This window comes from Trinickia sp., assembly GCF_057351765.1.
Window position 1 is genome coordinate 1 of sequence record NZ_JBMRBK010000044.1, and the last position, 21935, is coordinate 21935.

The window sequence follows — 21935 nt, forward strand, 5'->3', positions numbered from 1 at the left end:
TATGCTCTCGGTCTCGCTCGGCGCTGCGCCCTCCCGGTCGCGGCGCCTTCGTGTTCAAGCGAAGCGCCCGTAGCTCAATGGATAGAGTACTGCCCTCCGAAGGCAGGGGTTGCTGGTTCGATCCCAGCCGGGCGCGCCAAACATGCTACATCGCATTTCCATTCGGGCGCGCGCTTACCGCGTAGCGGATACCCAGTCTTCAACCCGCAAACCGGGCACTCGTTCGAATTCCCGAATGTTATTCGTTACCAAGATCATGCCTTGTGATCGCGCATGACCGGCGATCATCTGGTCGTAGGGGCCAATCGGTTTGCCAATTTTTTGCAGCTCGGCTCTGAGTTGACCGCTATGCATGGCAGCTTGGCGGTCATACGCCAAGACGTCTAACCGGGCCGCAAAGCCTTCCACCACCGCCAGATTTCTTTCCGGCGCCGCGGACTTTTCTGCGCCGTAGATCAGCTCCATCAAGGTCACTGTGCTGATGCAGAGCTGGCCCTCATGGCGATTGAATGCGTCGCGAACTTCGTGGGGCTTGTTCTTGGTGGTAAAGATGCAGATATTCGTATCGAGCATGTATTTGAGCATCAAAAGCCCTCACGCTCCTGATCATCCGGCTGCTCGCGTGCGGACATAAAGTCCGGGCTCACCCCTTCCCCATCAAACCAGCTATCCCATGACTCTCCTGCAGGGGTAAGTATGCGCGTGCGGCCAATGGCCACCACGTCGACCCGCTTCACATCGTCAGGAAGCGCCACAGATTTGGGCAAGCGGACGGCTTGGCTGCGGTTGCTTTTGAAGATGGCGCCTTGTTCCACGAAGAGCTCCTGCGTATATGTCGAGCGTATATCCCATTATAGGGAGGAGTGGCGGTAGATGTCAATGGGATATCCCTCGTTTGCTGCAGACGGCCGGGAGCCAGTCACAGGACGGCGACAACGACGGGCGATGCGTTCCATTGGCTTGCTGAATCCAAAGCGTGACCGCCCCGCCGATCATTCCGCGCTGAGTGATGAGATCTCGAATGGGGGACGCCTTTTTTACCGCACACCCGTCACACAGCGGGCCTCATGCCAGCTGTTGAGCCATGCTTCGAGCCGATCAGGCGGCAGCGGTCGACTCAAATGGAAACCCTGCGCCAAGTCGCACTCGAGATCGGTCAATCGTTGCAAGACCGCTTCCGACTCCACGCCTTCGGCAACGACCTTGAGCCCCATGTTGTGGGCGAGATCGATCGTCGAACGCACGATCGTTTCATCGTCCCTGTTCTCGGTCATCCCCATAACGAACGATTTGTCGATTTTCAATTCATCGACAGGCATTCGCTTCAGATACGACAACGAAGAATAGCCGGTCCCGAAATCGTCGACGGAAAGGCGTATACCCAGCGCGTGCAATCGATCGAGTGTTTCGATCGCATGATTCGGGTCGTCCATGATCGCGCTTTCGGTGATCTCGATCCACAACAATTCGGCCGGGACATTGTATTTGCGCAGCAACCCCGCGAACGTGTCGGGCAGCGACGACTGAATCAGCTCGCGCGCCGAAACATTGATGGATATAGCCAATTCGATGCCGACATCACGCCACATCGCGCATTGCCGAATGGCCTTGTCTGCAACCCAATACGAAATCGTCTTGATGTATCCCGTCTGCTCGGCAAATGGGATGAACTGATCGGGCGACACGTAGCCGCGCGTAGGGTGATCCCATCGAACCAATGCCTCTACGTATTTGACCGTCTGCGTCGAGAGATCGACCTTCGGCTGATAGAACAGTAATAACTGATCTTGCTCGACCGCGCGCCGCAACTCGCTCATCAGCGAAAGCCGCTCGGCGCTGCTGTTATCGTAGCGCTCCTCGTAACGCGCCACGCCTGCATTCGATCGCTTCGCGACGTACATCGCAATGTCGGCTCGCCGCAGCAGCACGTTCATGTCTACGCCGTTATCGGGAAATGTGACGATGCCGATGCTTGCGCCGACGTCGACGGGCTGTCCCTCGATCGAGATCGGCTGCTCGAGCGCCTTCAGTATTTGAATGGCGACTCGCTCCACATCGGCGAGATCGGCATCGGGCAACAGCACGCCGAATTCGTCGCCACCCAAGCGGGCCACCAAGCCCGAATGAACCGCCAACGCATCGCGCAAACGCAGCGCCACTTCGCGCAGCAGCAAATCGCCGATCGGGTGTCCGAGCGTATCGTTGACGTACTTGAAGCGATCGAGATCCATCAGCATGACGCCGAACGGCGTTTCGTTCGGGAGGGCCTCCGCAATGGCTTGCTGCAGCCTGTCGCTGAACATCGCGCGGTTGGGCAGGCCCGTCAGGCGATCGGTGTAAGCGAGCTCGGTGATCCGATGCTCACGGCGCGAAATACCTTCTTGCATGCGGTTGAACGCCTGTGCAAGCTCGCCGATTTCGTCTTGATGGTTGACGGCGATCGGCTCGGCATAATCGCCCGAGCCGACGCGGCGCGCGAAATGCTTCAGCGCGGAGATCGGGCGCGTCACGCTGCGGGCCGTCACGATGCTGCCTGCGATCGACAGCAAGACGCCGATCAGCGTAATAACGAGCAGGGTCGACTGCAGCCGATGAAACGGCGCCATCGCGGCCGTCAGCGAGCGCTGGAGCACGACGACCACCGGCTTGCCCGTGGAGGTCAGCGAGATCACGCGCGTCGCGTAGCGATCGTCCGCCACATCGCTCGGGTTCATGTGGGCAGTACGCTGGGCCGACAGCGTGCTCGCCAACGCCGTCCAGCGTCCGTCAGGCTGTTGATCGAAGAAAGAAACGTCGAGCGAGGTCAAGCTCGCCATCTCGCGCGCCATCCTGTCGTCGATCAGAAAACCCATCGCGACCCAAGCCACGGGCAGCGGCGCTTTGACGGGCACGGCGACGAGTTGATAAAGACGCCCGTCGATCACGTCGATCGCAGAGCGCTCGCTCCCGTGCGTCGCGGTCTGCATCAACGCGCGAAAGGGGAACGCCTGGCTGCCGTGCGTATAGCCGCGGCTATCGGCGATGAGCTTGCCGTCGAGACCGGCCAGGATCACGAGGTCGGCGTCGATGCGGCTGCCGTGGTTTCTCAGCGCCGAAACGACGGTGCTTTCGTGATGCGTGGCGACGGCCTCGCGAAATCCAAAATCGGCCGCCACGACCGTGGCCGCTTGCGTCAGCTTTTCGGCGTTGGTACTCAGCACTTGCCGGAAGACGCGCTCAGCGACAGCGAGTTGCTCTTGCGCGTTGCTGATCGCATTGCGTTCGATGACCGAACTGATGACGACATACGCAGCCGCTTGCGCCCCCAGCATCATCAGCACGACGACGAACGCAATTCTCGCGCGCAGGCTTTTGAATCGCATGGCGCTCACCTATTCGCTCTCGAGTTGAAGGGTGAACGCTGCGGGCTCGCCAGCGCTGGCGCTGGCCGAGACATCACGCGAGGGACGTTGCTCAGGCGCGGCCATCCGATAGTGCCAGACGGCGAGCCGATAGGCGCCGCCCGGCACGTTGTCGATCGATGCTTGGCCGCGGGCGTCGGTCTTCGCAAACCAAGGCGTATCGACGACGAGCAAGTACGCGATCATCTGGTCATGGATGTTGCAGCCCATCACCACTAGCCCGGGTTTGTCGAACATCACAGGCTTAGCCGGCACCCCGTGATAAAGATGCAGTTCGAACCGCTTGGCCGGCGAGAACGAATAGACATCGTGCTCGATGTTGTCGCGGTTAGGAAAGGCGACGGCAGTGCCGGTCTGCACGACAGACACCAATGGCACGAAGCGCCGCTTGATTTGATCGATGATGGCTTTTGGCCGTTTCGACACCGGCGCTTTCACCTTCATGTCGATCGGCATGGCGTAGACGACCGCATCGACTACCGGTGCGCCCGTCTGATCGACGACGGACGCACGCAGCTGCTCCGCCCGTGCGCTGGCGGCGTGCAAGCACAGCGCACTGACAAGGCACGTCAGCCCCACACTCCGCATAGTTCGCATGTCGATCTCCCCGTACCGACGGGTGCCCATTCGCGCGTCCTCGCTAATACCGAGATCGCCTTGATCTCGTCATCGGCGATCTTGGATGTCGTGCGCCATCGGCATCAGCTTGGCCAGCAGCTTGTTCTGCGCATCGACGGGAATGTGATTCTTCTGCATCGCCTGTTTCAGATCGTCGATCCCAGCGGCGAATGCTTTGCCGTCGATGCCCAATCCCTCGTGTGTCCGCTTCATCGAACGGCCGGTATAGACGCAGGGGCCGCCCATCAACGCACAGAATTGCTGATTGAGCATTTTTTCGATATGTGGAATCGATGCACCGTCAAAAAACGATTTCGTTCTCGGATCGTCGAGCATTCGATCGTAGAAATCGTCGATGACATGTTCGATACCTTTTTTGCCGCCGAATTGGCGATAGAGCGAATCGTCGGCGAACGCAGGCGTCGAGATCGTCGCGGCCAGCGCCGACATCGTCAGCATGCAATGGATCGAAAAGCGGGAAAGCGTGCGCATGAAAGCTACTCGCTGAATGAGGCGTCGCCGTCTTGCGAACGACGACGCACGGAAATGCCGTCCGGCACGGCATTTCGCACGGTATGGGTCTGGGCGCACCGGCGCCCCCTTACGGAAATAGCGACATGCGCGAGCGACTGATCCCTTTCAAGATAGACGAAATGCGCGTCACCGTCGCTCTTTTGCTTTATCGGCCTGAATCGAATCGACTTGAGTGGGGGGGAAGCACTTACGGAGAATCGCGGAATATTTTGAATGTAAACGTTTTACATTTCGCGTCCTCACGGCGCGAGGCACGGCGAATGAGGCTGGGATGGCCTTGTTTCAGCGCGAAGAGCCCCTGGCGAGCTTCGGAAGCGACTGCTGTCGGCGTACGATATCGATCAATGTCATCAGCGCGGGGTGCTTGTAACGGCGGCTGCCGTAGTAAATGTGAAACGGGTCTTCCTCGAACGCGTGTTTCTTCAACACGATTTGCAATTCGCCTCGCGCCAGTTCGTCGGCGATACGGGCCTCGAGCACATACGCGATACCCAGCCCCGCCTTGCATGCGCCGATCGTCGTGGCCGTGTCGTTGATCGTCAGTAAGCCGGGTACTCGAAGGCGGCGAGCCTCGCCGCCTTCGTTGACCTCCCATCGATAGCTCGAGTTGTCCCCGAGCAGCAGTTGAAGGCACGTGTGATCGGACAGATCCTTGAGACTGCGCGGCGAGCCGTGTCGCTCGAGATAGTCCGGCGAGGCCACCATGACCCATCGCTGGGGCCCCGTCAGCGGCACCGCGACCATATCTTCCGGGACATAATGCCCGTAGCGAATGCCGGCATCGTAACCCTCGGCCACGATGTCGATCGGCCTGTTTTCGACAACGACCGTCAGGCGCACGTCGGGACACATGCGCGTGAACTCCGGCAACGCCGGTGCGACCAGCAAATGCGCGGCATCCGCGAACACGTTCAAGCGGATTTCTCCGAGCCGTGCCGTGCCGGGGGCCTCGAAGGTTTCGAGCGCCGAGCCGATTTGATTGAAACCTTCCTCCAACCGCGCCGCAAGATCGCGTCCGGCCGCGGTCGTCGAAACGGAGCGGCTGCTACGGTTGAGCAGCTTTGCGCCGAGGCGATCTTCGAGCCGACGCATGGCATGGCTGACGGCCGACGGCGTTTGCCCCAGTTCGATCGCGGCGAGCTTGAAGCTGCGGCACCTGACGATCGCTAAAAACGACTTCAAATCTGCGAAGTCGATTCGGTCTGATTTGCTCATGATGAATTGAATTCAATAGCGCAATGAATCCCGTTCATTCTACGCCGTGCAATCATTGCCTTCGAACCGATGCAACGGCGGCTACAGGCGGCGCTTGCCAAGGCTGCGAACGAAGCTTTTCGAGAGGAAACGTATGCCGAATTTCGAGCACATGCGGATCAGCGATTTAGACGGCACGAAGGTTCTCGTCACGGGCGCGTCGACCGGGATCGGAGCCGCGGTGGCTCGCGCATTCGCGGCACAGGGCGCTCACGTCGTCGCTCACTTCAACCGTAGCGAGGCGGCCGCGGAAGCGCTGCGCGGCGAATGGCCGGACCGTATCGAGCTGATTCAAGGCGAGCTGGGCGAACCGGGGGCTGCGTCGCGCGTCGTGCAGGCCGCGGCGAACATGCTCGGCGGCCTCGACGGACTCGTCAACAACGCCGGCGGCATGTTGGGGCGCATTGCCTCGACGGACATGCCGCCCGGTCATTTCGATGAGGTCGTCAATCTGAACGCCCGCTCGGTCTGGGAGGCGACGGTGGCCGCCCACCCGTTTCTGAAGGCGGCCGGCGGGTACGTCATCAATACTTCATCCGTGGCCGCGCGCACCGGAGGCGGCGCGGGCGCCGTGCTTTACGCCGCCACGAAGAGCTTTGTCAGCAGCCTGACGCGTGGCCATGCCAAGGAGTTCGTCCGCGACGGCATACGGGTCAACGCGGTGGCGCCCGGTCTCATTCAGACGCCGTTCCACGATAAATACACGCCGCCGGAACTGCTCGCTCAGCAAACCGCGTCGGTGCCGATGGGGCGGGAAGGCACGCCCGAGGAATGCGTTGGCGCGTTTTTGTTTCTCGCTTCTCCCGCGCTGTCCGGGTATATCACCGGCCAGATTATCGAAGTGAATGGCGGACAACTGATGCCTTGAAAGAGGAAAGACAATGAATCAACGGCCATTTGGCAATATCGGGCAAGCTGTTTCGGAGATCGGCTTCGGTGCGTGGGCGATCGGCGGCTCGTGGGGCGACGTTTCGGAAAGCGATGCAAAGGCCGCGCTGCATGCGGCGCTCGACAGCGGCACGACGTTTATCGACACGGCCGATGTCTACGGCGATGGGCGCTCTGAGCGCATCATCGCAGCCGTGCTGAAGGAGCGCGGCGGGCCGAGACCCTTCGTCGCGACCAAGGCGGGTCGCCGGCTCGACCCTCATGTGGCGCAGGGCTATACGGCGGCCAATCTGAATGCGTTCGTCGACCGATCGCTCAAGAACCTCGACACCGAATGTCTCGACCTCGTGCAACTGCATTGTCCGCCGACTGAGGTCTACTACCGGCCGGAGGTGTTCGATGCCATGGACGCCATGGTCGCAGCGGGAAAGATCCGCGACTACGGCGTCTCGGTCGAAAAAGTCGAGGAAGGTCTGAAGGCGATCGAATACCCCGGCGTCAAGTCGGTGCAGATCATCTTCAACGTATTCAGGCAGCGTCCCGCCGATTTGTTTCTGCGGGAAGCGCGCGAGAGAGCGATTGCCGTGATTGTTCGTGTTCCGCTCGCGTCGGGCCTGCTGACGGGCAAAATGACGGCGGAAACGGCGTTTGCGGTGGACGATCATCGCCATTTCAATCGGGAGGGGCAGGCGTTCGACAAGGGCGAAACATTCGCGGGTGTGCCGTTCGATGTGGCGCTCGAAGCCGTCGATGAAATCCGGCCGCTCGTTCCGCCGGGCGTCACGATGGCCCAATTCGCGCTGCGTTGGATTTTGATGAACGAGGGCGTGACGACCGTCATCCCCGGGGCCAAGAATGCGGCGCAAGCCAAGGCCAATAACATGGCAAGCGACTTGCCGCCGCTGACCGACGCCGCAATGGCCGCGCTGCGAAAGTTGTATTTGGACAAAATCGCGCCGCATGTCCATCAACGGTGGTGATGAGTAAAGCGCTTATTGCCGTCGACATCGGCTGAGCGGATTCGCAACGCATCCGCTCGAAGCCGAACTCAAACCAACGGCCGAGCCCCTCGCCGAGCGGGACACCGAATCAGTACGGCGCCCGTCCGCGCGGATCGCACACGGAGGCGCTAATGGCAACAGACGTCACATTCACGGTAGCGAAAGTCATCGAGGACGATTGGCTGCTTATCGCTGGGTCCCCCGACAGCGACGAGCCCTACACTCCATTTACTCGTTGGTTCCAGTACATCGAGGGCGACGCCGAACCCTGGACTAGTCACGAAACGCAGTGGTGGGCGCGCAGCGCTACGACTTATTTGCCACCGGGCGTCGGTAAAAACGGAGATTGGGCGTTGGTCGGCATGTCGCACGAAGGACATGTGGAGTTCAGCTTTGCAGAGACAATCGTCGAAGAAAAAATTCCGGGCGCAGGCGTATTCGTCCCGGATGCTACCGGCTGGGGCTACGTCAGCTCGATCAGACAGATCGGGGATTCTCTGTTTGTCTGCGGAGCAGGCGGGCAGGTATACAAACGCCTGAGCTCCAATAATTGGCGGCATATGGATGACGGTCTGTTGCAGACCTTGCCGATCGATCAGCGATTGTTGTTGAGCGACATAGGTGGACCTAACGAAGCGGATATATACGTTTGTGGAAGCTACCCCGGTCCGGCAGGCATGGAGGGACGATTGTTCCACTTCGACGGAAGCAGATGGAGCGGGTTGCCGATTCCAGAGGTGGGCTATTTGAACCGCGTGTTGATCGAATCTCCCGACAGCATCTGGGCCTGTGGTCACAATGGAGCACTTCTGAACGGTAATGCGCGAGACGGCTTCAGAGACGTGTCGAGCGTAGAGGACAATCAGCTGTTCTACTCAATGGCGCTTTTCGGTGGGAACTTGTACCTCGGCTCGAACTTAGGCCTTTACTCGTACAAGCTCAACGATCCTCGCGCGAAAATCGGCGAGGTTGTCACCGGGTTGACTCCGCCTGTGAGCGACGCTGTCACGGTTGGCTCGGTTGGCAACGTGCTCTGGTCCGTAGGAGAAAAAGATATCGTGCGCTTCGATGGCTCATCTTGGGCTCGCATCGATCACCCGGACAATGTTCCTATCCGCTAGCGAAATCGACGGGCGCCAGAGAAGTTGTCAGAGCTGGAGAGTGTTCGCATGCTTGGTACAGAAGTTTATTTCGTCTCAGGTTGTGCGGTTGAAAGCGACATCGTCTATCTCGCCACTCAGCTTGAAGAGGTGGACTCCGCCGACTATGCGCATACGCGTATGAGCGCGTACGTTGGCCGTTTGGATCCCGGCCGTCAGTGGTTCTATCACGACCTCAATGCAAACGTCGTGTCTGTCTGTGAAAAGAAGCAAACGGGTACGGAACCCAGGCAACTGGTTGCGCTTTCCAAGGAAGGCGAGGTCGAATTGTGGACGAGCAAGGATGGCTCTTCCGTCACCGAAGAGATTCCGGACGCTGGCGTGCGTTTAGGCAATCTTGGCTACCTGCGCTCGATTCGAGAGGTCGGTAGGACGCTGTTTGCATGTGGGTTCAACAGCCAAGCCTATGTGCGGAACAACGGTGCGTGGAAGTCACTGGTGTCGGCACCTTTGGCGTTTCATCATGCAGCATCGGGCGAGTATGTCGTGTTCAACGGAATCGACGGATTTTCGGAGGACGATGTGTATGCCGCCGGTTCCAACGGTTCCCTTTATCACTGGAACGGCAGCGCATGGCGGCAAATCGAGCTCGAGACTGAGGCGAATCTGGAGTGCATTCGTTGCTATGGGCGAGACGACGTATGGATCGGCGGCGCGAACGGCACATTGTTGAACGGCAATATCGTCAGGGGCTTCCGAGATGTGAGCGATATCGCGGACAACGCTACATTTTGGTCGCTCGCGAAGTTCAAGGAAAAGGTCTATCTCGGCACGACTAAGGGCTTGTTTGCCTATGACGGGCATGCGATCGAGCCGGTCGTAACCGGACTGAACCCCGAAGTCGAAACCTACACTGTCGAGTCGACAGACGATGCGCTTTGGTCGATCGGAGCCAAGGACCTGGTCCGGTTCGACGGAAACGTATGGACACGTATCGATCATCCCGACAATCCGCCCATTAGGCCCTGAGGACGCGATCGATATTGATGAAATTGCGCAGCGACTCAGCGCCAAGACGCGGGCGCCTATCGACACCCGCGCCCGACGCCAATCAGGGTTTCATGCCCGCCACATGCGGAAACGCGGTCTTATAAAGCACATGCAAGAGACGATACCGCTCCGAATCGGTGTCGAGAATCGAGCGTGTGTCACTCCCGATCGACTGACGCACGAGTCCGCCACGCTCTTCCCGCGCAGGCGGCCAGAGCGGTAGCCCATCGCGCTGGAAGCTCGGGCGGTCCTTCGGCGAACCGATCTTCTCGAGCCCTTCGCTGTTGGGATCGCCCGTCTTGACGAACCGCGCAACGTAGTCGGAAAACACGCGCGCGATCTTGCGATCTTCATCCGTCCAGGCGTATTGAGGCTGCTGCCGGAAATTGTCGAACATGTATTCGACCTCCGCGCCATGTTCGGCGCCCATGACCGGCTCGGGCCGCGGGTCGGCTTTCTCGCCGGGCACCGGGCGCGCCAGTGGCGGACGCGGCTGCGTGAACAAGTAGTAGTAGACGGGCGCTGCGCCCGTTTCCCGATGCAAGTCAGCCCAAAGGCGCGTGCTGATGCCGAACATCATGTCGCTCGCGAGCGCTGTGCCCGAGCGCATGACTTCCTGCTCGTCGCCACCCGGGTACAGCGCCATGATTTGTGCGGGGTAGTTGTGCGGGAAGATCTCCTCGAGCATGCGCCGCCAGTTTTCGGGTGTGGGTGCACGACCTTCCAAGACGCGACTGAAGTGCGCCTCCTGAGAGTTGGATCCGACCAACAGCGGCACGCGCGCTTGCCCGCCGGCAGCGAAGACGGCCCCGGGCCGCTCGGTCAGAAAATAACCGTCGACGGTAGGCCAGAATCCGAAGGGCGTTTCGTCCTCAGGGTCTTGCACATCGAGCAGCGCTTCGGCCGAGCGGGAGCGAAGCGCTTCCAGGGTGGACGCCCCGAGCCGGTTCGCAAATGCTTTCGATACGTCTTCGGCGTATTCCTTCGTCCAGAAGTTGATCGGCGTGAACGCGCCGGCGCTTTGTCCAATGGCTCGCGCGAAGAGTCCCCGCGAGAGCGGCGAGGCCATGTGCGCGCTGACTGACACCGCACCCGCGCCTTGGCCGCCGATGGTGACCTGTTCGCGATCCCCGCCGAACTGCGCGATGTTCTCGCGCACCCATTTGAGCGCAGCGAGCTGGTCGAGCAGACCGTAGTTTCCGGCCGCGCCGTACCCGGACTCCTGCGCGGCATCGGGATGCGCGAAAAAGCCGAACACATCCAGGCGATAGTTCACCGTGACGACGATCATGCCTTTCGCCGCGAGATTCGCGCCGTCAATGCGTGCGTCGGATCCGTCACCGCCTTCGAAATCCCCGGTGTGGAAATAAACGAGGACCGGCAGCTTGGCACGCTGCGGATCGGGCGGCGCCCAGATATTCAGGTAAAGACAGTCCTCGCTCATTCGCGTGGAGCGGGAGGTCTTTGCGAATCCGTCCGACTGCATGCAGCGCGGCCCGAATTCGGTTGCGCGCCGCACGCCGGCCCATCGCGCCACGGGTTGGGGAGCGCGCCACCGAAATGGGCCGACCGGCGGCGCGGCATACGGGACACCGGTAAACGCATGTACCCGCGTCTGTCCCGTGTCGATACCGACCCCTTCGATCACGCCGTCGGACAATTGGGTGCGCGGTGCGGAAAGGGTCGGCGCGGCAGACGCCGCCGCTGGAGAGAGCAGCGCAACGAGCACGACTGCGGCGGTGAGCGCCGGATATCGGCGCGTACTGGCAAAACGTATCGATTTCATGGGTGGCCTCTTCTGACCCGAACCGTCAGAGCGGCGCGGGCAGGGTGGAATGGCCCTCGATGATGTTGCGGCCGCGCGCATTGATCCGGGCTTCGTTGGGAAACCGGACCGAATGAGGGCGCGAGCCAACGTCGAATAAAAATGAACGTGACGATTCAGCGGGCCGGTCATTCATACCGAGCCGCGTAATTGGGGCTCAACCGGCGAGCAATTTCGTATGAACCCGGTCTTCAGACCGGCCTCTGCCGAGCCGTTAGCAAGTCAGAAGGAAACGAAGCCGTGCCGCCGCGGCTATCGAATCGGTCATGGGCCCCATGCCGCTCGCTCGGCTCGGCATAGCGCGGGCATGCGCATGCGCATTCGCATTGCGCTAAGCGGATGCAAGGCGCCCTCATGGACCTCATCGCGCGGCAAGGCTCGCGAGTGAATGCACTCGCGGCTATAGGGAGAGAACATGTTTGTCGCAATTGGATGGATCGTCGTACTCGGTTCGGTGATCGGAAGTTTCATCGGTGTAGGCGGGCATTTGCCGGCGCTCCTGCAGCCGTTCGAACTTCTTTGTATCTTCGGTGCCGCGTTCGGTGCGTTCGTTGTCAGCAACCCCATCACGACGCTCAAGAAAACGATCAAAAGCCTGCCCACCGTCTTTCATGGCCGCGGCTATGACAAGGCGAAGTACCTCGAGCTCATCGCGCTGCTCTACGAACTGCTGCAAAAGGCCCGCAAGGAAGGAATGATGGCGCTGGAGTCGGATGTCGATGCGCCCGAACAAAGTCCGCTCTTCCAGAAGTATCCGCACATCGTCGCCGATCACCATCTGCTCGACTTCATCCTCGACTATCTGCGCATGATGTCGACGGGCAACATCAACGTGCTCGAAATGCAGGACCTGATGGACGAAGAACTCGTCACGCACCACGCGGAAGAATCGATCGTCGCCAACGCGATTCAAAAAATGGCCGACGGTCTGCCGGCGTTCGGCATCGTCGCAGCCGTCATGGGTGTGGTGCATACGATGGGCTCCGTCGGCGAAGCGCCGGCCGTGCTCGGCAAGATGATCGCGGGCGCACTCGTGGGCACGTTCCTCGGCATCCTGCTTTCCTACGGATTCGTCGGCCCGCTCGCCGATCTGCTCAACGCCAAGGGACGTGCTGCCGCCAAGCCCTATCACTGCGTGAAGGCGGTGCTGCTCGCCTCGCTGAGCGGCTACGCGCCCTCGATCGCGGCGGAGTTCGGTCGCAAGGTGCTCTTCACGTCCGATCGGCCGACGTTCCAGGAACTCGACGACGCCGTGCGCGCCACGAAGGGCGCCGCGAAGGCGCAGGCCTAAGGGGCGCGGCATGGGTGACAGGCTTTCACGCGACGCCGCAGAAAAGCGGCCGATGAGCGTTGTCATACGACGCAAAAAGGGCGAGGAACACGGTGGCCACCATGGCGGTGCCTGGAAGATCGCCTATGCCGACTTCGTGACGGCGATGATGGCGTTCTTCCTGCTCATGTGGTTGCTCGGTTCGACGTCGAAGTACGACAAGCAAGGCATCGCGGACTATTTCAATACGCCGCTCTCGACGATGCTCGACGGCAAGGAAAGCGCCGACGCGGTGCGGCCCAGCATCGTGCAAGGTGGCGGGCAGAACATCATCGATACGCGGCCCGGCGTGGGCGCACAGACCCAGACCGAGCCGGCGAGCGCCAAAATGGCGCCCTCGCCGGAGCAGGCCGACATGCAGCGTTTGCAGCAGCTCAAGGCCAAACTCACGGCGCTGATCGAACATACGCCGGCGCTCAACGCCTATCGCGATCAGATCCGCATCTCGATCACGGCGGAAGGCCTGCGCATCGAGATCGTCGATTCGCAAAAGCGGCCGATGTTCGCGCTGGGCAGCGTCAGGCTCGAAACCTACGCGGTAAATATCCTTCAGCAGATCGGCGCAACGCTCAACGATGTGGACAACCATATCTCGATCGCCGGTCATACGGACGACGTCCGCTACGCGGGCGGCCCCGTCGGCTACACGAACTGGGAGCTTTCCGCCGAACGAGCCAATGCGGCGCGCCGGGCGCTCGTCGCGGGCGGTCTGCACGACGAGAAGGTGCTGCAGGTGCGCGGTCTTGCCGACGTGTTGCCGCTCGCGGGCAACGGCGCGGCCGAGCCGACGAACCGCCGCATCAGCATTCTCGTCATGAACAAGGCGGCCGAACAGGCGTTTTTCCGCGACGGCGGCCGCACCTCGATCGACGAATCGCAGCCGGCCGGCGATACGGTTCGACAAGCCATCCGGCCCTTGGCGGCGCGGCTTCCCCAAAGCGCGGCGCGTTCCTGAGCGTTCCTCGGGGCCCCAAGGGGGGGCCGGAGCGCCGCCGAGCATCCTTCCGGCGGCTCAGCCGCCCGGCCGCCGTCTTGGCGCATCATCGCCCATCCGTACAAGCCTCCGAGCCCCGCTCCACGGGCTCAAGCGCCAATATAGCGGCCAAATCGGCGTCTGTTTGGCCGATTGAAGCACGATCGCCGCCGCTAATCTTCCAGCATCGCAAAAACCGCTCGGCGCCGCAGCTTCGTTACCGCTGACGCCGCGCCCCGGTCGCCGCGCCGGCTCAATCACCGAAGGACCGCTTCAATGCCAACAGTCAGCATTCTCATTCCCGCCTACAAGGCCGAGTTTCTGGGACGCGCGATCCTGAGCGCGCTCAACCAGACGTTCGAGGACACCGAAATCCTCGTCGGCGACGACACGCCCCAGGGCGTGCTGCGGGAAATCGTCGAGCGGTTCGACGATCCACGGGTGCGGTATTTCCATCACGGTTTCCAAAAAGGCACGCGCAATTCGCGCGCACTGTGGGACAAGGCGAGCGGTCAATACGTCAAGTGGCTCTTCGACGACGACATGCTGATGCCCGAGTCGGTCGAGACGCTCGTGAACGCACTGCGCGTGAATCCCGGCGTCGCGCTTGCTTTTCATGCACGGGTCATAATCGACGAGAACGATGCGATCATCGCGACGCCGCCGTCGCTGCTGCCGTCCGGGCAGGCCGCGCTCATCGACCGAGCGTCGCTCGTCGAGAACATGATCGGCAGGATCAACAACTTCATCGGCGAGCCGAGCAACGTCATGCTCGTGCGCGACCGCGTCGATATTTCGCGCGCTTTCGATTACCGGACGTGGGTACTCGATTTCCTCGGTGACGTGGCGCTCTATCTGAACTGTGCCGCGGAGGCACCGCTGCTCGCCGTCGGCGGCTATCTGAGCGCATTCCGTCAGCATTCGTCGCAAGCGTCGGCGGCCGCGGGCGCGAACTACAGCGCGGGCCTCTACGAGTGGGAACTGATGGTGCGTGGGGAAGCGGCTGCCGGGAACTTGCGAGGGGCCACGCTCGAAGGGGCGCAACGCGCGCTTCGCGGGCTCTACGGCCGCTGGGCGCCGGCTTTGCCGGAAATCGCGCGTCTGCTGGCCAATCTCGGCGAACTCACCGAGCTTGCGCCTCATCAACTTTATACGTCGGAGCGCTTTGTCGCCGATCTCGCGCATGCGCGCGCGGCGGTGGCCGAGCGTGTGGGCGCTCGCAACAAGCGCGCGCAGGCCGCGGGGGCGGTGGCGAGCGCACCGGCCGCAACCGCCGCAACCGCTGAACCGGCTCAGCAGCAACCGTTTTGCGTGGTCTGCGAGCAGTCTGTGTCCGGCTGGTTGCCTCATCCTGAAGCGGGCAGGCTCGATCGCAGCTTCATGCAGCAGGTGGAATCGGTGGGTTCGACGCTCGAACACTATCAGTGCCCCAACTGCGGCTGCAATGATCGCGACCGGCACCTGTGGCTTTATCTCGCTTTTTCGCGCGTGCTCGAAGACGCTCCGCAAAAGCGGATCCTTCACATCGCGCCGGAAGCGCGTATCGAGCCGCGGATTCGCGCGCTCGCGCCGCTCGAATATGTCGTCGGCGATCTGCACCCGCGTGTCCACCATCACCGTCAACTCAACGTGGAACGGCTAGACTTCCCGGATGGCTATTTCGATGTGGTCATCTGCAATCACGTGCTCGAGCACGTCGCCAATCCGGACCGCGCAATGGCCGAGCTGACCCGCTGCCTCGCGTCGAACGGCCATCTGATTGCCCAGACGCCCTTTTCCCCGGTGCTGCGCAATACCTTCGAGCTCAACAAGCCGGTGAGCGGCCCATTCGCGACGCACTACTTCGGACAGAGCGATCACGTGCGGCTCTTCGGGGCCGATATCGTCGACCGGTTCCGCGCGGCCGGTCTCTCGGGCGATCTCTACTCGCATACGGAGGTGCTCGCCGAGGTCGATCCCAAGACGTTCGGCTGCAATGGACGCGAACCGTTTTTCCTGTTTTCCAAGGGGCGCGCGCCGGAATTCGCGGGTTGATGCGCATGCATCCGGTTCGGCTGACGATTGATGAGGACTGCTTTCCCGATGAAGCCTAACGAATTGCCGAGCGCCGTTCCCCTCGACGATCGGTCTGCGATGCACGCGTCGGCGAGCGCGCCGCAGCCGGTCGGTGTCGACGAGGCTGCACAAAGCGGCCAAGCCGGCAAAGCCGGGCAAGCCGGGCAAGCCGGCGAGGGCGAGCACCCGATCAATACGCGTGTATCGACGCTCGCGGATCCGAAGCAGGGCTTCGTGCCGGTGACGCAGCCCTATCTGCCGCCGCTCGCCGAGTTCACGCCCTATCTCGAGGAGATCTGGCAGCGCAAGTGGGTCACCAACAATGGCGTGTTTCACCAGCGGCTCGAAGCGGCCCTGTGCGACTATCTCGGCGTCGAGCACTTATCGCTTTTCGCCAACGGCACGCTCGCGCTGATCACGGCGCTGCAGGCGCTGAAGATCACGGGCGAAGTCATCACGACGCCGTTCAGTTTCGTCGCGACCACGCACGCGCTGCATTGGAACGGCATTCGGCCCGTGTTCGCCGATATCGATCCGGTCAGCATGAATCTCGATCCGGCCAGAATCGAAGCGGCCATCACGCCGCTTACCACGGCGATCATGCCTGTGCATGTCTACGGTAATCCCTGCGACGTGGAGCGCATCGATGCGCTCGCCGACACCTACGGACTGCGCGTGATCTATGACGCAGCTCATGCGTTCGGCGTGCGCGTGCGCGAGCGCTCGGTGCTCGAGTATGGCGATCTTTCCGTGTTGAGCTTTCATGGCACGAAGGTGTTCAACACGTTCGAAGGCGGCGCGATCGTCTGCCGCGACGCCAAGATGAAACGCCGCATCGACAACCTCAAGAACTTCGGCTTCATCGACGAGACGACCGTCGTCGCGCCCGGCATCAACGGGAAGATGAACGAAGTCCAGGCGGCGTTCGGCCTGCTGCAGCTCGAGCATATGGATCACGTGATCGCAGCGCGCGCGCAAATCGATCGGCGCTATCGCGAAGCGTTCGCGGGCGTGCCGGGCATCGTGCTGCACGAGACTGCCGCCCATTGCACGCGCAACTATGCCTACTTCCCGGTACGGATCACACGTGATTTCGCGCTGAGCCGCGACGGCCTTTATCAGACGCTGCGCGAGCATCAGATCGCGGCGCGTCGCTACTTCTTTCCGCTCATCAGCGAGTTCCCGACCTATCGCGGATTGCCGTCGTCCGATTCGCGCAACTTGCCGGTCGCGAACGAAGTGTCGCGCGAAGTACTGTGCCTGCCGCTTTACCCGGATCTCGATAGCGACGATCAACAGCGCATCGTCGACGTCGTCCTTTCCTGCGCGGCGCGCGGCCGTTCGAATTGAAACGGCGAGCGAACCCTTTATACGCCACATCGATCATGTCAAACGCCAACGCCACCGAGCGCGACTATCCCACCGTCGATTACGATGCGCATGCGCGCACCTGCCCGCCCGACGCTTTCTGGGCACAGGTCAAACGAACGGTGCACGGCAAGCCTGTACCGGACGAGCAGATCGATCTGATCGTCGAGGAGATCAAGCGGCAACTGTCGCTGACGCCGGCCGACGTCGTGCTCGATCTCGCGTGCGGCAACGGTGCGCTGTCGCATCGGCTCGTCGAGGGTTGTGCCGCGCTCGTAGGCGTCGATCTTTCGCCGTATCTGATCGAAATCGCCAACCAGCACTTCGCGCAAGCGCCGCGCGTGAGCTTTTTCGCCGATGGCGCCGCGCAATATCTGCGCGCCGAAGCCACACCGGAACGCTTCACGAAGGTGCTCTGCTACGGCAGCTTCGCCTACTTTTCCGACGAGGATGCGCGCGCGACGCTCGCGCTGCTGAACACGCGCTTCGTCAACGTCGAATCGGTCTTCATCGGCAACCTGCCCGATCGCGCCCGCGCCGCCGCCTTCTATGCACCGCGTGAGCCGCTACCGGGCGAACTCGACGATCATCAGGCGCAAATCGGACTCTGGCGCACCCGCGAAGCGTTCGCCGACATGGCGGCCGCCGCCGGTTGGGAGGCAAGCTTCTCGACGATGCCGGGCGGATTCTTCTCGGTTCACTATCGCTACGACGTGTTGCTGCGCCGCCGTGGCGCGACCGCGAACGGTGCGGCAGGGAAGGCGAGATGAACGCACGCCACGAGCAATCCGGGCTCGTCGATCTCGCGCTCTTCGGTGGGCGCAAACGCTTTGCCGTGCCGAAGTCGACGTCGAATCTCGTTCAGCCGTCGATCGAGCGTTTTCTCGACTATGCGCGGCCGATGTTCGATGCGCCCGGCAATGCGTCCGGTGGCACGGGCGTCGTCGCCGCCCGTCTCGAAACGCGCCTTGCCCAGTTTCATGAAGTCGCGCGCTGCGTCACGTTCTGCAGCGGTTTTTGGGCGTTGGCCACGTCGATCGCCGAACTCGCGCGCCCCGGGCGGCGCGAAGTCGTGATGCCTTCTCTGACCTATCGGCGGATGGCCGATGTCGTCGCCTGGACGCGGCTCGTACCGCGCTTTTGCGAGGTCGATCCGGCCACGCTCGCGATCAGTGCCGAGACGGCGGCCGCGTGCATCGGCACCGACACGGCACTGCTGCTCGCCGTTCATCCGATCGTCAACTGCTGCGATGCGAGCGGACTCGTCGAGCTGGCGGCGGACAGCGGCCTGCCGTTGCTGTTCGACGGCGTCGAGTCGGTCTACGAGCGTTGTACCGACGGGCGGGGCGTCTCGCGCAAGGTCGGCGCATTCGGCGACGCGGAATGCTTTTCGCTTCACGCGAGCAAGCTCGTCAACGGCTTCGAAGGCGGATACGTCACGACCGATAACGAGGCGCTCGCCGATCGGCTCGTGGCGCTGCGCGACGGCGGCCTCGTCGCGCCAGGCGCGCTCGATGCGCGCTTGAGCGACGTCCATGCCGCGATGGCGCTTGCCAACCTCGACGAGCTCGACGCTCAGGTTGAGCGCAATCGCAGCCGCTATGCGCGGTATCGGCGCGCGCTCTCGGGCGTGGCCGGCATCCGGCTCGTCGCCTTCGACGAATCGCAGCCGACGAGCTACAAGAACATCGTCGTCGAGTTGCTCGATGACTGGCCGCTCCCGCGCGCGCTGACGATCGAGATCCTCAATGCGGAGAACGTGCTTGCGCGCGCCTACTATGCCCCGCCGCTGCACAGCAAGCCGATGGCCTATCCGTATGTGCCGGCCGTGCTGCCGGTGACGGATCGACTCGCCGAGCGGTTCATGCTCCTGCCGTGCGGGGAGTTCGTCACGCTCGACGACATCGATGCCGTAGTCGATTTGCTCGCTTTCATGCGGGCGCACGCGCAGCCCATTCTCGGCGCGGATGCCGCGCGAAGGGCCATGCGATGAACAGCGCGTTGGACAACAAAGGCTCCGCGACGCCCGCGTTCGCGGCACCGCTGCGGCTCGGCCAGCACAACATGCCGTCCCGGGACCGCTTCGAAGCGGCCATGCGCGACATCTTCGAGCGGCGCTATTACACGAACCAGGGACCGCTCGCACGCGCTTTCGAAGAGCGCTTGCAGTCGCGGCTCGCCGCGCGTCACGTCGTATGCGTGACCAACGTCACGATCGGGCTCATGATGGCCGGCGAGGCGCTCGGCATGGCTTCGCCCGTGCTGGTCCCGCGCGTTTGCACGAGCGCGTTGACGCATGCGTTGAACTGGTGCGGCCTATCGACGCTCAGTGTCGAGCCCGACGCCGCGAGCGGTCAGCTCGATGTGAACGCCTGTGCCAAGCGGGTGGGCCGTGTGGGAGGCGTCGGCGCGATCGTGGGCGCGAACTTGTGGGGAGGCGCGTGCGATGCCGCGGCACTTGCCTCGCTTGCGCGTGCGCACGATCTCCCGCTGATGTTCGATTCGTCGGAAGGGTTCGGCATCACGGTGGCGGGTCGGCGGGCCGGTCAAGGCGGTGCCCTCGAAGTGTTTTCGTTCGATGCCGCCGATATCGTGAATGCCGGCGGCGGCGCCTGCGTGGCCACGGACGACGACGAGCTCGCCGCACGCCTGCGCAACATTCGCAGCAGCTACGGCGCGGGCCGCCCCGTATCGGTGGTCAAGACATCCAACGGGCGCATGTCCGAAGCGCAGGCCGCGCTCGGCCTGATGTCGCTCGACGATTTCGACGCCAATCGCGAGCGCAACCGCGCCAGCTTCGAGGCCTACCGCGCCGGCCTCAGCGGTCTGGCCGGCATCCGCCTCGTCGTACCGTCCGGCGTCGACGCATCGAATCATCAAACGGTGGTCTGCGCGTTCGACGAGGACGCGGCGGGCTTCTCGCGCGACGCGTTGATCGCGGTACTCGCAAGCCACGATATCGAGGCGCGCGGCATTGCGTCGTCGTGGTTGCGGCTGCCGATTGGCGCGCATGTCGATATCGCTGCCGTGGGCCGCGTGTGCGAGGCAATCGGCGCAGCACTCGCCGCCGGTGCGACGCATGAAGGAGTGGCCGCGTGAAGCTCGGCATCATGCAACCGTACTTCTTTCCGTACTTCGGTCATTTCGCGTTGATCGCGGCCGTGGACGAATGGATCGTCTTCGACGTGACGCAGTACACGCCGAAGACGTGGATGAACCGCAATCGCATCTTGCATCCGAAGCAAGGGTGGCAATACCTGAACGTGCCGCTCGCGAACAGCTCGATCTCGATTCGCACGCATGAGGCGCGCGTGCTCGATCCGGCCGGCGCGCAGGCGAGCATCCTCGGCAAACTCACCGCGTTTCGCCGGCATGCGCCGTTCCATGCGCGCGTGAGCGAGCTCGTGCGCGCGGCGTTTGCCGGCGCGGCCGACGATTCGCTTTGCGCGCTCAACGTGAGCAGCTTGCGCACCGTTTGCGACTATCTCGGCATTCCGTTTTCGTATCGGATCTGCTCGCAGCTCGGCCTCGAGTTCCCCGACGAGATGGACGCGGGCGACTGGGCGCCGTTCGTTTGCAACGCGCTCGGTGCGACCGGCTATGTCAATCCGGCCGGCGGCCGCGCGCTTTTCGAACCTGCCGCGTTTGCGCGCATCGGCGTCGCGCTCGAATTCGCCGACGTGGCCGAATTCGCCTACGATCCCGCGCCGTTTCGCTACGAACCGCATCTGTCGATCGTCGACGTCCTGCTCTGGAATGCGCCCAAGCGCGTCGCCGCTGCGCTGCGCAGCAATCTGACGCTCGAAGCGGCGTAAACACGCCGTATGGCCTTAACCGACACTCTCTCGATTCCGATGAAGCCGATCCGCCTTGTATGTGGCACCCGATACTCCGAAGCGCAGTTCGTCGAAAACACGGCGCTCGCCCGGTCGCTCAAGCTCTACGATCATCCCCCCGTGCAGCAGTTGCTGCTGTTCGACAACAACACGACGGGTCTTTCGACGATCTACAACCGCGCGATCGAGCACGCGAAAGAGCATCCGGCCGTGCTCGTGTTCATCCACGACGACATATCGCTGTGCGACTTCTTCTGGGCCGAGCGCATACGGGAGGCACTCGAACGCTTCGATATCGTCGGTCTGGCGGGCAACACGCGGCGCATGCCGCGACAGCCGTCGTGGGCGTTCTCGCCCGATCTCAAGTGGGACAAGCCGGAGTTCCTGAGCGGCACGGTTGGGCACGGCAAAGGTTTCCCCTGCGATATCGTTTCGCAGTTCGGCCCGTCGGGCCAGGCCTGCAAGCTGCTCGACGGGCTCCTGCTCGCCGCGGACAGCGAGCGGCTCGTCGCGAGCGGGCTGCGTTTCGACGAGCAGTTCGATTTTCATTTCTACGACCTCGATTTTTGCCGTCAGGCCGAGCTCAAAGGCATGACGATGGGCACTTGGCCGATCAGCGTGGTGCATGAAAGCGGCGGCGCCTATGGCAAGCCCGCCTGGCGCGAGGCGTACGAGCGCTATTTGCGCAAATACGGCGAGTGA

General features: G+C 62.3%; 20 protein-coding genes and 1 tRNA gene. 14 read left to right on the forward strand and 7 right to left on the reverse strand.

Annotation, left to right across the window (positions count from 1 at the left end):
• The first annotated feature begins 63 nt into the window (after window positions 1-63).
• Window positions 64-139 (forward strand) — tRNA-Arg (locus ACO1XS_RS12365).
• Window positions 140-174: 35 nt separating this feature from the next.
• On the opposite strand, the gene vapC is transcribed toward ACO1XS_RS12365, so the two are convergent.
• From vapC to ACO1XS_RS12395, 6 genes are all read right to left on the reverse strand, one after another.
• Window positions 175-585, reverse strand: coding sequence for a type II toxin-antitoxin system tRNA(fMet)-specific endonuclease VapC (gene vapC, locus ACO1XS_RS12370; RefSeq protein ID WP_331567490.1), 411 nt, complete (start codon window positions 583-585; stop codon window positions 175-177).
• The gene (vapB, locus tag ACO1XS_RS12375; protein ID WP_331567492.1) at window positions 585-815 is read right to left on the reverse strand and encodes a type II toxin-antitoxin system VapB family antitoxin; all 231 of its coding nucleotides are present in this window, start codon (window positions 813-815) and stop codon (window positions 585-587) included. Before vapB ends, vapC begins: the two co-directional genes overlap by 1 nt.
• Before the next feature lie 222 nt (window positions 816-1037).
• Entirely contained in the window at window positions 1038-3362 is a 2325-nt protein-coding gene (locus tag ACO1XS_RS12380; RefSeq protein ID WP_486390802.1) for a putative bifunctional diguanylate cyclase/phosphodiesterase, read from the reverse strand.
• 9 nt (window positions 3363-3371) lie between these two features.
• Window positions 3372-3998, reverse strand: a complete 627-nt coding sequence (locus ACO1XS_RS12385; RefSeq protein ID WP_486390803.1) for a methylamine utilization protein — start codon at window positions 3996-3998, stop codon at window positions 3372-3374.
• A gap of 69 nt (window positions 3999-4067) precedes the next feature.
• Window positions 4068-4511 (reverse strand): group I truncated hemoglobin, encoded by a 444-nt coding sequence (locus tag ACO1XS_RS12390; protein ID WP_486390804.1) that lies wholly within the window; start codon window positions 4509-4511, stop codon window positions 4068-4070.
• Window positions 4512-4835: 324 nt separating this feature from the next.
• Entirely contained in the window at window positions 4836-5768 is a 933-nt protein-coding gene (locus ACO1XS_RS12395; protein ID WP_486390806.1) for a LysR family transcriptional regulator, read from the reverse strand.
• Between the two features lie 133 nt (window positions 5769-5901).
• Between ACO1XS_RS12395 and ACO1XS_RS12400 the strand changes: the two genes are divergently transcribed.
• The 4 genes from ACO1XS_RS12400 (at window position 5902) to ACO1XS_RS12415 (ending at window position 9825) form a co-directional block, all read left to right on the forward strand.
• Window positions 5902-6675: an SDR family NAD(P)-dependent oxidoreductase gene (locus tag ACO1XS_RS12400; protein ID WP_486390807.1), complete on the forward strand. Its 774-nt coding sequence runs from the start codon at window positions 5902-5904 to the stop codon at window positions 6673-6675.
• A gap of 13 nt (window positions 6676-6688) precedes the next feature.
• The gene (locus ACO1XS_RS12405; RefSeq protein ID WP_486390808.1) at window positions 6689-7675 is read left to right on the forward strand and encodes an aldo/keto reductase; all 987 of its coding nucleotides are present in this window, start codon (window positions 6689-6691) and stop codon (window positions 7673-7675) included.
• Between the two features lie 152 nt (window positions 7676-7827).
• Window positions 7828-8817 (forward strand): hypothetical protein, encoded by a 990-nt coding sequence (locus tag ACO1XS_RS12410; protein WP_486390809.1) that lies wholly within the window; start codon window positions 7828-7830, stop codon window positions 8815-8817.
• Between the two features lie 48 nt (window positions 8818-8865).
• Window positions 8866-9825, forward strand: coding sequence for a hypothetical protein (locus ACO1XS_RS12415; protein WP_486390810.1), 960 nt, complete (start codon window positions 8866-8868; stop codon window positions 9823-9825).
• 82 nt (window positions 9826-9907) lie between these two features.
• On the opposite strand, the gene ACO1XS_RS12420 is transcribed toward ACO1XS_RS12415, so the two are convergent.
• On the reverse strand, window positions 9908-11632 hold the full coding sequence (locus ACO1XS_RS12420; RefSeq protein WP_486390811.1) for a carboxylesterase/lipase family protein: 1725 nt from the start codon (window positions 11630-11632) through the stop codon (window positions 9908-9910).
• A 454-nt stretch (window positions 11633-12086) separates the two neighbouring features.
• On the opposite strand from ACO1XS_RS12420, the gene motA reads away from it, so the two are divergent.
• The 9 genes from motA to ACO1XS_RS12465 all read left to right on the forward strand — a co-directional run bounded on the left by motA (window position 12087) and on the right by ACO1XS_RS12465 (window position 21935).
• Window positions 12087-12962, forward strand: coding sequence for a flagellar motor stator protein MotA (motA, locus tag ACO1XS_RS12425; RefSeq protein ID WP_331570954.1), 876 nt, complete (start codon window positions 12087-12089; stop codon window positions 12960-12962).
• Between the two features lie 10 nt (window positions 12963-12972).
• Window positions 12973-13956, forward strand: a complete 984-nt coding sequence (gene motB, locus ACO1XS_RS12430) for a flagellar motor protein MotB (RefSeq protein ID WP_486390812.1) — start codon at window positions 12973-12975, stop codon at window positions 13954-13956.
• Between the two features lie 294 nt (window positions 13957-14250).
• Window positions 14251-16008 carry a glycosyltransferase gene (locus ACO1XS_RS12435; protein WP_331570950.1) on the forward strand — a complete coding sequence of 586 codons (1758 nt, stop codon included), beginning with the start codon at window positions 14251-14253 and terminating at the stop codon, window positions 16006-16008.
• Between the two features lie 48 nt (window positions 16009-16056).
• Complete coding sequence (locus ACO1XS_RS12440; RefSeq protein WP_486390813.1) at window positions 16057-17379, forward strand: DegT/DnrJ/EryC1/StrS family aminotransferase; 1323 nt, start codon at window positions 16057-16059, stop codon at window positions 17377-17379.
• 35 nt (window positions 17380-17414) lie between these two features.
• The gene (locus tag ACO1XS_RS12445) at window positions 17415-18167 is read left to right on the forward strand and encodes a class I SAM-dependent methyltransferase (RefSeq protein ID WP_486390814.1); all 753 of its coding nucleotides are present in this window, start codon (window positions 17415-17417) and stop codon (window positions 18165-18167) included.
• A complete protein-coding gene (locus ACO1XS_RS12450) occupies window positions 18164-19390 on the forward strand; it encodes an aminotransferase class I/II-fold pyridoxal phosphate-dependent enzyme (RefSeq protein WP_331570944.1) in 1227 nt (408 codons plus the stop codon). Before ACO1XS_RS12445 ends, ACO1XS_RS12450 begins: the two co-directional genes overlap by 4 nt.
• Window positions 19387-20496 (forward strand): DegT/DnrJ/EryC1/StrS family aminotransferase, encoded by a 1110-nt coding sequence (locus ACO1XS_RS12455; RefSeq protein ID WP_331570942.1) that lies wholly within the window; start codon window positions 19387-19389, stop codon window positions 20494-20496. Before ACO1XS_RS12450 ends, ACO1XS_RS12455 begins: the two co-directional genes overlap by 4 nt.
• Window positions 20493-21212, forward strand: coding sequence for a WbqC family protein (locus tag ACO1XS_RS12460; RefSeq protein WP_486390815.1), 720 nt, complete (start codon window positions 20493-20495; stop codon window positions 21210-21212). Before ACO1XS_RS12455 ends, ACO1XS_RS12460 begins: the two co-directional genes overlap by 4 nt.
• A 39-nt stretch (window positions 21213-21251) precedes the next feature.
• Window positions 21252-21935 carry a glycosyltransferase family 2 protein gene (locus ACO1XS_RS12465; protein WP_331570938.1) on the forward strand — a complete coding sequence of 228 codons (684 nt, stop codon included), beginning with the start codon at window positions 21252-21254 and terminating at the stop codon, window positions 21933-21935.

Bases quoted from the DNA above. Each gene is read 5' to 3' on its own strand.
- ACO1XS_RS12410 (WP_486390809.1), top strand. From the start codon at position 7,828: ATGGCAACAGACGTCACATTCACGGTAGCGAAAGTCATCGAGGACGAT.
- ACO1XS_RS12465 (WP_331570938.1), top strand. From the start codon at position 21,252: ATGAAGCCGATCCGCCTTGTATGTGGCACCCGATACTCCGAAGCGCAG.
- ACO1XS_RS12450 (WP_331570944.1), top strand. From the start codon at position 18,164: ATGAACGCACGCCACGAGCAATCCGGGCTCGTCGATCTCGCGCTCTTC.
- motA (WP_331570954.1), top strand. From the start codon at position 12,087: ATGTTTGTCGCAATTGGATGGATCGTCGTACTCGGTTCGGTGATCGGA.
- ACO1XS_RS12415 (WP_486390810.1), top strand. From the start codon at position 8,866: ATGCTTGGTACAGAAGTTTATTTCGTCTCAGGTTGTGCGGTTGAAAGC.
- ACO1XS_RS12395 (WP_486390806.1), bottom strand. From the start codon at position 5,768: ATGAGCAAATCAGACCGAATCGACTTCGCAGATTTGAAGTCGTTTTTA.
- ACO1XS_RS12390 (WP_486390804.1), bottom strand. From the start codon at position 4,511: ATGCGCACGCTTTCCCGCTTTTCGATCCATTGCATGCTGACGATGTCG.
- ACO1XS_RS12445 (WP_486390814.1), top strand. From the start codon at position 17,415: ATGTCAAACGCCAACGCCACCGAGCGCGACTATCCCACCGTCGATTAC.
- ACO1XS_RS12400 (WP_486390807.1), top strand. From the start codon at position 5,902: ATGCCGAATTTCGAGCACATGCGGATCAGCGATTTAGACGGCACGAAG.
- ACO1XS_RS12440 (WP_486390813.1), top strand. From the start codon at position 16,057: ATGAAGCCTAACGAATTGCCGAGCGCCGTTCCCCTCGACGATCGGTCT.
- ACO1XS_RS12435 (WP_331570950.1), top strand. From the start codon at position 14,251: ATGCCAACAGTCAGCATTCTCATTCCCGCCTACAAGGCCGAGTTTCTG.
- ACO1XS_RS12385 (WP_486390803.1), bottom strand. From the start codon at position 3,998: ATGCGAACTATGCGGAGTGTGGGGCTGACGTGCCTTGTCAGTGCGCTG.
- ACO1XS_RS12420 (WP_486390811.1), bottom strand. From the start codon at position 11,632: ATGAAATCGATACGTTTTGCCAGTACGCGCCGATATCCGGCGCTCACC.
- vapC (WP_331567490.1), bottom strand. From the start codon at position 585: ATGCTCAAATACATGCTCGATACGAATATCTGCATCTTTACCACCAAG.
- ACO1XS_RS12405 (WP_486390808.1), top strand. From the start codon at position 6,689: ATGAATCAACGGCCATTTGGCAATATCGGGCAAGCTGTTTCGGAGATC.
- motB (WP_486390812.1), top strand. From the start codon at position 12,973: ATGGGTGACAGGCTTTCACGCGACGCCGCAGAAAAGCGGCCGATGAGC.
- ACO1XS_RS12380 (WP_486390802.1), bottom strand. From the start codon at position 3,362: ATGCGATTCAAAAGCCTGCGCGCGAGAATTGCGTTCGTCGTCGTGCTG.
- ACO1XS_RS12455 (WP_331570942.1), top strand. From the start codon at position 19,387: ATGAACAGCGCGTTGGACAACAAAGGCTCCGCGACGCCCGCGTTCGCG.